This is a genomic window from Achromobacter sp. Marseille-Q0513 (genome assembly GCF_018195695.1).
Lineage (GTDB): Bacteria > Pseudomonadota > Gammaproteobacteria > Burkholderiales > Burkholderiaceae_B > Achromobacter.
Genome location: NZ_JAGTJY010000199.1, coordinates 1 through 10,787, shown reverse-complemented (window position 1 = coordinate 10,787; position 10,787 = coordinate 1). Strand labels below are relative to the sequence as shown.

Below are 10,787 nucleotides of genomic sequence, written 5' to 3'. Positions count from 1 at the left end.
CTGCAACCCCTGCTGGACCCCGCCCCGCTGCGCCTGGAAACCGGCATCACCCGCCTGGACAACGGCCTGCTGGTGGTGGCCGTGCGCACGGACCTGCACGGCTGCAAGGGCCGCATGCTGGACTGGTGGTTCAAGTTCTTCGAAACCACCCAGCACATCAAGTGGTGGCATCCGCACGACCACGTCGAGCATCGTGGCTGGAACAGCCACTGGCGGCGCGGTGAAAGCTATGTGGGCGCGTCGATCCACGCGGTCGAATCGCTGGCCGACATCCCGCCCGTCGCGGCGCGCTTGAAGTTCCATGATCCGGCCGAGGCGTTCGGCGACGCCCGGCTGCGCGCCGCCACCGAGGCCGGCGACGTCTCGGCCGCCGTCTATGCGCGCATCGGCTTCGGCGACCACGCGCAGCTGGACGCGCACGGCGATCCGCTGGACGGCGACATGGTGCACCTGGCGCGCGACACGCCCTTCGGCTGCGTGCTGCGCAGCCGCTTCTACCTGGGCAAGTCCAGCGCGCAGCCCGAGCGCGACGCGGCGGACGAGCTGGGCCTGGCGCTGCTGCGGCATTGCTATACCGAATTCACCTACCTGTCGCGCTTCCTGCCGTCCATCTACTACGGCGAGCACGGCAACGGCGAAAAGGCCCCGCTGCCCTGGTAGGCGTCAAGGCACGGGACCGGGCGGGAGGAGTATGCTACGCGGCTTCATTCCTGCCTTCGTCCCCCTCCAGCCATGCGCGGCAACCCCGACGCCCGGCAGGGCGCCATCGCCCTGCACGGGTTCTACTTCCTGTACTACGGCCTGCAGGGCGTCAGCATCCCCTTCCTACCCTTGTGGTTCGCCGAGCGCGGCCTGGACAGCGCCTTCATCGGCCTGATCGTCGCCACTGCGCTGCTGCCCAAGATCCTGTCCACCCCCGCCGTCGCCCACGTCGCCGACCAGACCGGCCGCGCCCATGCGCTGATCGCGGCGGCGTTGATCGGCTCGCTGCTGCTCTACGCCTGCTATCCGCTGGCCGCCACGCCGGCCTGGCTGTTCGCCGTCACGCTGCTGCTGAACGCCGTCTTCCCCTCGGTGCTGCCGCTGCTGGACCGCATGGCGATCGCCAGCGGACGCGGCCAGGGCAATTCGTACACCATCATCCGCGCCTGCGGCTCATTGGGCTTCGCCTTGATGACGGTCAGCGGCGGCTACCTGATCAAGACCCACGGCGTGAACTGGGTGATGTGGCTGCCCATGCTGATGATCGTGGCCTGCCTGGCCATGCTGCGGCTGCTGCCCCGGGCCGCGCGGCCCGCGCTGGACGCCGCGCCCGCGACGCCGGGCGTCACGCCCATGCGCGCCGTGCTGCGCGACCGCCCGCTGCTGCTGTGCATCGCCGCCGCCTCGCTGGTGCAGGCCAGCAACGGCTTCCTGTATTCCTATTCGACGCTGCACTGGACGGCCCAGGGCCTGTCCACCGCGCTGATATCACTATTGTGGGTGGTGGGCGTGGTCAGCGAGGTGCTGTTCTTCTTCGCCGCGCCCAAGGCGCTGGCGCGCGTCGGCGCGCCACGGCTGATCCTGATATCGGCCGTCATGACGGCGATCCGGTGGACCGGGCTGGCGCTGACCGCCGACCCCGCGGCGATCGCCGCCCTGCAGCTGCTGCAATGCTTCACGCTGGCCGGCAACAACGCGGCCATCATGTGGCACATCGCCGCGCGCGCGCCGGCCACGGCCAAGACCTCGGCGATCGCGCTGTACGCGCTGCTGTCGGGCGGGGTCTTCATGTTCGCCAGCATCCAGCTGGGCGGCGCGCTGTACCGGCACTATGCGCCCGGCGGCTTCCTGGTGATGGCGCTGTGCGCCCTGGGCGCGGTGCCGCTGTTGCGCCGTGCGCGGGCGTCACGGCCGGCCGGAGCGGACTGAACCGGCGCGCCGGCAGGCGCGGACGGCGCCGTCAGCGCCCCGCCGTTTCCGCCGGCCGCAGGCAGTCGAGCGCCTCGGGCCTGTCCACCAGCACGCATTCCTTGCCGGTGCGCGTGCAATGGTCGCGCACCCGCCAATAGGCGCCGTGGCTGACGCAACCGGTCTGGCAGATCACCAGATCGGCCGCGACCAGGCTGGCCTCCAGCGTATCGGCGTCTTCCTTGCCGCTGCGGCCCTGGTAGCGGCCGCCGGCCATTTCGACCACCTTGCGGGTCAGCATCAGGGCCATCGCGTCCTCGCTCACGCACAGCACGGACTTCTCGCGCAGCGCGACGGCGACGGCCGGCGCCTGGCGCGGTGGCGCCTCGGGTCGCCGCGCCACGGTTGAAGGGGCCGGCGCGACCAGCCTGTCCTGCCAGGCCAGGCGCTCACGCATCAGCGCCTGCACCCTCTCCATCAACTGGCCGACGCGGCGCGCCAGGGCCGCGCGGCGCGGCAATCCCGGCACGGCGCGCTCCAACGCCGCGCGGTCCTCGCGCTCCCAGGACAGCAAGGTCTCATTGCGTATCAGGCGGGCGCGCAGTTGCAGGTTTTCGCTTTCCAGCCGCTCGATGCGTCCGGCCTGCGTGGCCAGCAGCCGGCTGCAATGCGATTGCACGCGTCCGTAGGCCGCGAGCAAGGCGGCATGCTCGCGCTGCAATTGCTGACGCTCATCGGAAGAAAGACCCATCGCGCACCCCGGCTGCTGGAGGAAGGAGACAGCCCGGCGGACGGCATGCGCCGCTGGACATGGGCGGCATTATAAATGCGAATTAGTCTCTTTTACAAAATTAACATATGTATGAATTGAACACAGGGAAATCCATTACTGACGGCCCCCGGTCGCTTAAATATGATCGACAAACCATATCGGCAGCCAGGCCAGCGACAGGCTTGCGCAGACGCCCTTCCAAGGACGCGCCGCGCCTTGCTCCGCGCCTGCCACGAATCCGGTCCGCGGACACAACGAAGTAAGGGGTGCCCGATGCCGAGATCCACCGAACTTCTGCGCGACATCCACGAAACCAACCTCATGTATCTGCTGCTGTTGCAGCGGATCGCGCGCAGCGGCAACGCCGCCGCCATCGCCGGCATGCAGTTGTCGGCCGAGGCCTGCGCATGGTTGACACGCCAGAATCACGAAGACCTGGCCAGGCTGGCCCGCTGCAGCGTGCTGCTGGCCCAGCTCAACATGGCTCCCGCCCTGCTGCTGTCGATGCTGAGCCAGGGCATGGGCGCCACGCTGCGGGCCGACACGCCCGCGACGGCCGTGATCCAGGAATAGAAAAGCCGCGCCCTGACGCCCCGGCAATCGGGGCGGTATCGCATGGTTTCGTTTGCCACCTTCTGTAAAGCCCGCCCCTTGCGCGCCGTGTACATTTAGCCCCCGGCGCAGGGCGAGTCCGTCCGCGCCGCTTCCGATTCCACAGATCAATAGGCGCCACCATGCGACGTACCCTCCTGGCTCTGTCCATCGCCACCCTCCCCGGCCTGAGCGCGGCCGCCGCCCTGCCCTCGGCCATCGGCGCCGTGACGGTCTACCAGGACCGCGCCGTCGTCACCCGCCAGGCCAGCACCGAGCTGGCCGCCGGCGAGCACGAGCTGGTGCTGGACAAGCTGCCCGCCTCGCTGCAGGACAACTCCCTGCAGGTCGCGGCCAAGAGCACCGGCCAGGCCACGCTGCTGGATGTGAAGGTGCGCACCGCCTACGAGGCGAACACGCCCAACGAACGCCTCAGGCAGCTCGAGCTGCAGATCAATCAGCTCGACAACAAGAAGGCCGCGCTGGACGACGAGGCCGCCGTGCTGGAGAACCAGCGCGAACTGGTGGCCCTGATCCAGCAAGGCGCCACCCAGCCCGGCAAGGACGGCGCCCGCCCCTCGCTCGATGAACTCAAGGCGGTCCAGTCGCTGAGCGCCGACACGCTGAGCCGAGCGCTGGCCGGGCTGCGGCGCGTGGAGGAACAGCGCACCGACATCGAGCACGAGCGGCAGGCGCTGGCCAATGAGTACAGCCAGCTGCAAGACCGCCAGGGTCGCCGCAGCAAGACCGTGACGCTGCGCGTGATGCTGGCGCGCCCCGGCAAGCTGGACCTGAATCTCTCCTATGCCGTTGCCGGCGCCCAGTGGACGCCGGCCTACGACGCGCGCCTGCGCGCCTCCGACCGCAGCGTGGATCTGGGCTATTTCGGCGTCATCAACCAGACCACCGGCGAAGACTGGAACAAGGTCAAGCTCACCCTGTCGACCGCCCGTCCCTCGCTGGGCGGCGGCGCGCCGGCGCTGACGCCCTGGGTCGTGGACGTGGCGGCTCCGCCGCCTCCCATGCCCGCGGCGGCGCCGCGTCCCGCGCCGGCCGCGGCGAGCGAAGCGCGCCAGATGGCGCGCCAGAAGATGGCCGTGCAGGAACAGGCCTTCGACGCCGCGGCGCAGCCCGAGCCCCAGCCCGAAGCGGTGGCATCCGCAACCGCCGAGCTCCAGTCGGGCGCCACCAGCGCCTCGTTCCAGATCCAGGCGCCCGTCACGCTGCCGTCGGACAACAGCACGCAGCGCGTGGCCATCACCACGGTCAAGCTGCCGGCGACGCTGCAGTATCAATCCACGCCGTCGCTGCGCGAAGCGGCCTTCCTGACCGCGCATGCCAGCAACGGCACCGAGATGCCCTTCCTGGCCGGCACGCTCAACACCTTCCTGGATGACGCCTTCGTGGCGTCCAGCCGGCTCAAGGCCGTGATGCCCGGCGAAAAGCTGGAGCTGGCGATGGGCGCGGACGAAGGCATCTCGGTCAAGCGCCAGCTGGTCAACCGCTACACCGAAAGCACCGGCTTCTCCGGCAACGGCAAGCGCGTGACCTATGAGTACAAGATCACGGTCAAGAACAACAAGTCGACCAAGGAGCAGGTCTCGTTCAAGGACCGGCTGCCGGTCTCGCGCAACGAGAAGATCGAGGTCAAGCTGCTGTCGCCGTCCGAGCGCGACATCAAGCGCGAGGACGACGGCAAGCTGGTCTGGAACTGGGAACTGGAGCCCGGCAAATCGCGCGAGGCCGTGCTGAAGTTCTCGGTCGACTACCCGGGCAATATCGAAGTGTCCGGCCTTTGACGCCAGGTTCCGGCGCCGGCCTCAGTGCTGGCGCCGGAACGCGATGAACGCGTCGGGCGCGAGCGGCGGCGAGATGCCGAAGCCCTGGGCCAGCTCGCAGCCCAGCTCGCGCAACAGCAGGATGTCGCGCTCCTGCTCCACGCCCTCGGCGATCACCCGGCGTCCCAGCGCCCGCCCCATTTCGATGGCGGCCGCCACCACGGCGCGCGAGGCCGGCTCGCGATGCATGTGGACGATGAAGTCGCGGTCGATCTTCAGTTCGGTGAAGGGCATGGCCGAGAACAGCCGCATGGATGCGATGCCGGCGCCGAAATCGTCCATCGCCAGCTCGAAGCCGCGCACCCGCAGCAGGTTCAGCACCGAGGACAGGGCCAGCCAGTCCTTCACCGGCTCATCCTCGGTCAGCTCCACCTTCACCAGCCGCGCCGGCAGCCCCGCCCGCGCCACCAGCTGCTCAAGCTGCGCCGGCAGGTCCGGCGAGCACAAGGTGGCCGCCGAGGCATTGATGGCGATGGGCACCTCGATCCGCTCGCCGTGCATGCGGCGCAGCACCTCCAGCACCTGCCCCGTGACCCGTTCGAACAGCACCCGATCCAGTCCCAGCCTGTGCGCGGCCGGCACGAAGTCGCCGGCCGAGATCGTGCCCAGCGTCGGATGGTCCCAGCGCGACAGCGCCTCGGCCGACACCATGCGGCCGGTGGTGAGGTTGAGCTGCGGCTGCAGCACCACGCTCATGCCCTCGCCCGTGCCCAGCGCGCGGCGCAACTCGGCCCGCGTGGGCGCCGGACCGGCCGAGGCGCGGCCGGACAGGTCGGGATCGTCGATATCGTGCAGCGCCGTCTTCAACGCCTGCTGCATGACCGAGCGCGACACCGGCTTGGCCAGCGCCTGCGCCGACGGACAGCCCGCCTGCAAGGCCAGCCGCACATGCGAATGCCGCAGCTCGTCGCTGAGATTGCTGATCCAGATGATGGGAGGCATGCGCTTCAGACGGCCCGAGTCCATCAGCCTGCGCAGCTCGTTGGGCAGACGGGTGCCATCGCCCTCGCCCATGGCGATGTCGCTGATCAGCACGTCGTAGGACTGGCGCGTCAGGGCCGCCAGCGCCTCGGCGCCGCTGCCCACGCCCGCGACGCGGCGGCAGCCCAGGGCCAGGAGCATGTTCTGCAGATAGGCGCGCTCGACCGGATGATCCTCGACCAGGAGGATGCGACGGGCGGGGCCGGCTTCGGTCTTGGGCATCTTGCGCTGTCCTGGAGCCTGCGTATCTTGTCTGCCCCCAATGCTACGGCATCCGCGCGCGCCGTGTCCGCCATGCCGACGGGTTAATGCAAATTCACCGCTGATAGGCTTAAATTCGGGACTGAAGGCGCACGCATGGCCGATGGCGCGGCGCCCGCCGGCCTGCGCCATCGGACGGAGGATGGCAACCTTCGGGCGGTCGGGGGTGCGATAATGGCGGTCTTTCCGCATCTATGGCACGGAGCTTCCCTTGACCCGCATTGACGATCCCCTGCACGACCGCGAGGTCGGCGCGGCCGATTCCACCCAGGACATCACCCGCATCGACGACACCCGCATCGCCGCGGTGCGCCCGCTGATCTCGCCCGCGCTGCTGCAGGACGAACTGCCGGTCTCGGACGAGATCCAGACGCTGGTCGAACGCAGCCGGACCGAGATCGCCGACGTGCTGCACGGCCGCGACGACCGCCTGATCATCGTGGTCGGCCCCTGCTCCATCCACGATCACGGCCAGGCCATGCAGTACGCCCGCCTGCTGCGCGCCGCCGCCGACCAGCATCGCCAGGACCTGCTCATCGTCATGCGCGTGTACTTCGAAAAGCCCCGCACCACCGTGGGCTGGAAGGGCTACATCAACGACCCGCGCCTGGACGGCAGCTTCCGCATCAACGAAGGCCTGCGCCGCGCGCGCGAGCTGCTGCTGGACGTCAGCGGTCTGGGCCTGCCGATCGCCACCGAATTCCTGGACCTGCTCAGCCCGCAATACATCGCCGACCTGATCGCCTGGGGCGCCATCGGCGCGCGCACCACCGAAAGCCCCAGCCACCGCCAGCTCAGCTCCGGCCTGAGCTGCCCGCTGGGCTTCAAGAACGGCACCGACGGCGGCGTGCAGATCGCCGCCGACGCGATGGTCGCCGCCAGCGCCAAGCACGCCTTCATGGGCATGACCAAGATGGGCATGGCCGCCATCTTCGAAACCCGCGGCAACCAGGACACGCATGTGATCCTGCGCGGCGGCAAGCAAGGCCCCAACTACGACGCGGCCAGCGTGGACGCCTGTTGCGCGGTGCTGCGCAAGGCCGGCCAGCGCGAGCAGGTCATGATCGACTTCTCGCACGCCAATTCCAACAAGTCGCACCTGCGCCAGGTCGAGGTCGCGCAGGACGTGGCCGCGCAGCTGGCCGGCGGCGACGCGCGCATCACCGGCGTGATGATCGAAAGCCATCTCGAGGAAGGCCGCCAGGATCTCACCCCCGGCCAGCCGCTGCGCCCCGGCGTGTCGATCACCGACGCCTGCCTGGGCTGGTCGCAGACCGCGCCGGTGCTGGACGCGCTGGCCAAGGCGGTGCGCCAGCGCCGCGAAGCGCGCGCCGGCAAGGCCTGACGCGCCGCCATCCCACGCCCCCCCCCGCGCCGCGCCTCAGCGGCGCAGCGCGTAGGGCGCCGGATCCACGTCCGGCGCCTCGCCCGTGATCAGGCTGGCCAGCAGCCGGCCGGTCACGGGGCCCAGCGTGAAGCCATGATGCGCGTGGCCGAACGACAGCCATAGCCCCGGGTGGTTCGGCGCCGGACCAATCACCGGACGCATGTCCGGCATGCAGGGCCGGCAGCCCATCCAGGGCTGCGCTTCCACGGCCGCGCCCAGCGGCACCAGCTGTTCCGCCAGCGCGCGGACCCGGCCGATCTGCACCGGCGTCGGCGGCGCGTCGCGCGAAGCGAACTCGGCGCCCGTCGTCAGGCGCAGGCCCAGCGTCATGGGCGTCATCACGAAACCATTGTCGATATCGGCCACCGGTCGCGTCAGCGCCGCGCCCCGCTCCAGCGCGAAATGCTGGTGATAGCCGCGCTTGACCGCCATCGGCACGCGATAGCCCAACGGCCCGAGCACATCGGTGGACCACGGGCCCAGCGCCACCACCGCCTCGCGCGCGCGCAGCGGGCCGTCGGCCGTGTCCACCCGCCAGCCGCCGCCGTCCTGCCGCAGGCTGCGCGCGTCGCCGTTCGCGAACACCCCGCCGCGCCGCTGCAGCAAGGCCGCATAGCCACGCGTGACCGCGCCCGGATCCGACACATTGACCGGGTCCAGCCAATGGACCGCGCCGACCATGCGCTCGGACAGGGCGGGTTCCAGCGCCGCCAGCGCCTGGCGATCCAGCACCTGGTGCTTCAAGCCGTACGACGACAGCGAAGCGGCTTCGGCGGCGGCCTGGTCCAGGCCGGCCTGGCTGCGCGCGCCGTCGATCCAGCCCGTGCGGCGGAACAGGCCGGCGATGCCGGCCTCGTCCTTGAGCGCGTCATGCTCGACCACGCTGCGCTCGATCAGCGGCAGCATGGCCTGCGCGGCGCGCGCCAGCCGCGACGGCGCCGAATGCCACCAATAGCGCGCCAGCCAGGGCGCGACGCGCGGCAGGAAGCCGGGGTGATAGCGCACATCGGGCCGGTTGTTCAGCGCATAGCGCAGCAGGCTGCGCAGGTCGCGCGGAAAGGCATAGGGAATCACGCTGGCCCGCTCGATCAATCCGGCGTTGCCGTAGCTGGTCTCTTCGCCGGGACCGCGCCGGTCCACCAGCGTCACCGCGCGCCCGCGCGCGGCCAGGTGCAGGGCGACGCTCACGCCCACGATGCCGGCTCCCAGGACAATCACATCGTTTTTTTTCATCGGCGCATGATGCGCCCGCGTATTCCATTCGACAAGCCAGATCCCGCAAGGAATCCGCGTGCGCGCGATTGCCGGTTTCCACCCGGCTTCGAACACGCCGTTACTTCAACATGCATTTGATACACTCAGTATCAATCGTGTGGTCCTCCAGGCGGACCTGAGCACGCCGCCATCGCGCCGGAATCCTGCGCGCACCCTTCCCGCCGCGGCGCGGGCGCGGCTTGGAGATTTTTCCCCAAGAACGCTCAAGTTCATCCCCCCACGCGCCGTTAACCCGATACCGGGCAGCGGACGCCGCGGCGCCCGCCCCGCATTGATCAAGCCAAGCATGAACCGTACTACCCCCGCCACGGCCGCGGCGGCCCAGGCCGCCGTCCGCCACAGCATATTTATTTATACCGAGGAACAGCGGGGCAACCAGCTGGTCGAGTCCACGGTCATCGGCATGCTGTCCGACATATCCGGCTCGGACAAGCTGATCGTCGTGCAGGATCCGCACAGCGGACTGAAGTTCATTTATCGCGTGGATCATGAAAGCAGCAATCTGGACGCCGCCGCCCTCACCGAACAGGACGAGTCGGCCTTCAACGGCAAGAAGTCGGTGGAGATCAACGCCATGACCTACAAGCTGGGCACCGCGGACAACGCCATGAAATTGTTGCGCGGCAAGACGCACTGGATCCAGGACAAGGGTTCGGTGTTGTCGGTGCTGCTGCAGAATGCCGCGTCGCGCAAGACGCGTTTCGCGCCGCAACGCATCGAACGCGACCGGATGCGCAAGATACCGCCGGGCGTGCCGATCGAACGGCTGCCTGGGTGAAGACAGGAACCGCTCGCCTTATCCACAGTTTCTGTGGATAAGGCGAGCGGCAAGCACCGGCGGGCGGCGCTGCGCAGCCTGCTCGCCGGACTGGTCATTTTTTGAGCAATCCGGGACAATCCCGTTCATGGCTCGCAGGCTTGATTTGCGTCGCGTCGCCCCGGTGGCGTTGATGATATTCTCCGCTTGCGTCAAAACCGGAGCGCGTCGCGAGCGCGGCCCGGCTGCCATCGAGCGTGCAAGACATCCCAATCCAATAAATAAGAACGCAGGCATGAAAGGAGCGGAAAGAGTGTTTGCCATGGGAGCGCGTTACGCCACGTCGGCCACATCGCTAGCTTGTCCGGCGCCGTGACCATCATCATCGTCGACGATCATGGGGACTGGCGCGACACCATAGCCGAGTACATCCAGGATCTCGGCCTGGGCGAAGCCATCCTCACCGCGGGCTCGCTGTCCGAACTGGACCAGCTGCTGCTGGCCGTGACGCCGGGCATCCTCGTGCTGGACGCGATGCTGCCCGACGGCGACGGCCTGAGCCGCGTCTCGCACCTGCGCACCACCTATCCGGCCATGGGCATCATCATGCTCACAGGCCGCCTGCTCAGCGAGGACAAGGTCTCGGGCCTGAGCCTGGGCGCCGACCACTACCTGACCAAGCCCGTCAACCTGGCCGAGCTGGGCGCCACGCTGGTGTCGCTGTCGCGCCGCCTGCGCGTCGTGCCCTCGCCCGATCCCGCGCGCGCCGAGGGCGTGTGGCGCTTCGATCCGGCGCGCCGCCAGCTGCTGTCGCCGACGCAGGTCAACGTCGACATCACCGACACCGAAAGCCGCCTGCTCGGCGCGCTGATCCAGGCCGCGCCGCTGCCGCTGACGCGCGGCCGCCTGGTCGAGGCGCTGGGCGCCAGCGCCGAGGCCTACGACACCCACCGCCTCGATGCCCACATGCACCGGCTGCGCCGCAAGCTGCGCGCGCTGGCCGGCGGCGACATGGGCATACGCACGGTCTACGGC

At 69.3% G+C, this 10,787-nt stretch carries 10 protein-coding genes; 7 read left to right on the top strand and 3 right to left on the bottom strand.

The window, feature by feature from the left end; genetic code table 11:
- Positions 1-660 carry a hydrolase gene (locus KDH83_RS26500; protein ID WP_212321171.1) on the top strand — a complete coding sequence of 220 codons (660 nt, stop codon included), beginning with the start codon at positions 1-3 and terminating at the stop codon, positions 658-660.
- Positions 661-732: 72 nt separating this feature from the next.
- Entirely contained in the window at positions 733-1,911 is a 1,179-nt protein-coding gene (locus KDH83_RS26495; RefSeq protein ID WP_212321162.1) for an MFS transporter, read from the top strand.
- 31 nt (positions 1,912-1,942) lie between these two features.
- On the opposite strand, the gene KDH83_RS26490 is transcribed toward KDH83_RS26495, so the two are convergent.
- Positions 1,943-2,641, bottom strand: coding sequence for a DUF2325 domain-containing protein (locus KDH83_RS26490; protein ID WP_212321160.1), 699 nt, complete (start codon positions 2,639-2,641; stop codon positions 1,943-1,945).
- Between the two features lie 294 nt (positions 2,642-2,935).
- Between KDH83_RS26490 and KDH83_RS26485 the strand changes: the two genes are divergently transcribed.
- Positions 2,936-3,235 (top strand): flagellar transcriptional regulator FlhD, encoded by a 300-nt coding sequence (locus KDH83_RS26485; RefSeq protein ID WP_212321158.1) that lies wholly within the window; start codon positions 2,936-2,938, stop codon positions 3,233-3,235.
- A 161-nt stretch (positions 3,236-3,396) separates the two neighbouring features.
- Entirely contained in the window at positions 3,397-5,052 is a 1,656-nt protein-coding gene (locus tag KDH83_RS26480; RefSeq protein ID WP_212321156.1) for a mucoidy inhibitor MuiA family protein, read from the top strand.
- Positions 5,053-5,073: 21 nt separating this feature from the next.
- Here the strand turns inward: KDH83_RS26480 and KDH83_RS26475 are convergent, their stop codons facing one another.
- Complete coding sequence (locus KDH83_RS26475; RefSeq protein ID WP_212321154.1) at positions 5,074-6,294, bottom strand: EAL domain-containing protein; 1,221 nt, start codon at positions 6,292-6,294, stop codon at positions 5,074-5,076.
- Between the two features lie 250 nt (positions 6,295-6,544).
- Here KDH83_RS26475 and KDH83_RS26470 point away from each other — a divergent pair, with 250 nt between their 5' ends.
- Positions 6,545-7,678 carry a 3-deoxy-7-phosphoheptulonate synthase gene (locus KDH83_RS26470; RefSeq protein WP_249205372.1) on the top strand — a complete coding sequence of 378 codons (1,134 nt, stop codon included), beginning with the start codon at positions 6,545-6,547 and terminating at the stop codon, positions 7,676-7,678.
- Positions 7,679-7,714: 36 nt separating this feature from the next.
- On the opposite strand, the gene KDH83_RS26465 is transcribed toward KDH83_RS26470, so the two are convergent.
- On the bottom strand, positions 7,715-8,953 hold the full coding sequence (locus KDH83_RS26465; protein WP_212321152.1) for an FAD-binding oxidoreductase: 1,239 nt from the start codon (positions 8,951-8,953) through the stop codon (positions 7,715-7,717).
- Between the two features lie 328 nt (positions 8,954-9,281).
- On the opposite strand from KDH83_RS26465, the gene KDH83_RS26460 reads away from it, so the two are divergent.
- Together KDH83_RS26460 and KDH83_RS26455 are read left to right on the top strand one after the other, a co-directional pair.
- Positions 9,282-9,773 (top strand): hypothetical protein, encoded by a 492-nt coding sequence (locus KDH83_RS26460; RefSeq protein WP_349291673.1) that lies wholly within the window; start codon positions 9,282-9,284, stop codon positions 9,771-9,773.
- Positions 9,774-10,124: 351 nt separating this feature from the next.
- Positions 10,125-10,787, top strand: a 663-nt coding sequence (locus tag KDH83_RS26455) for a response regulator transcription factor (RefSeq protein WP_212321150.1), incomplete at its 3' end; no start/stop codon positions are given.

What these genes read in the sequence shown, in the direction of transcription:
- KDH83_RS26495 (WP_212321162.1), top strand. Translation starts at nt 733, where the DNA reads ATGCGCGGCAACCCCGACGCCCGGCAGGGCGCCATCGCCCTGCACGGG.
- KDH83_RS26490 (WP_212321160.1), bottom strand. Translation starts at nt 2,641, where the DNA reads ATGGGTCTTTCTTCCGATGAGCGTCAGCAATTGCAGCGCGAGCATGCC.
- KDH83_RS26485 (WP_212321158.1), top strand. Translation starts at nt 2,936, where the DNA reads ATGCCGAGATCCACCGAACTTCTGCGCGACATCCACGAAACCAACCTC.
- KDH83_RS26480 (WP_212321156.1), top strand. Translation starts at nt 3,397, where the DNA reads ATGCGACGTACCCTCCTGGCTCTGTCCATCGCCACCCTCCCCGGCCTG.
- KDH83_RS26475 (WP_212321154.1), bottom strand. Translation starts at nt 6,294, where the DNA reads ATGCCCAAGACCGAAGCCGGCCCCGCCCGTCGCATCCTCCTGGTCGAG.
- KDH83_RS26465 (WP_212321152.1), bottom strand. Translation starts at nt 8,953, where the DNA reads ATGAAAAAAAACGATGTGATTGTCCTGGGAGCCGGCATCGTGGGCGTG.
- KDH83_RS26460 (WP_349291673.1), top strand. Translation starts at nt 9,282, where the DNA reads ATGAACCGTACTACCCCCGCCACGGCCGCGGCGGCCCAGGCCGCCGTC.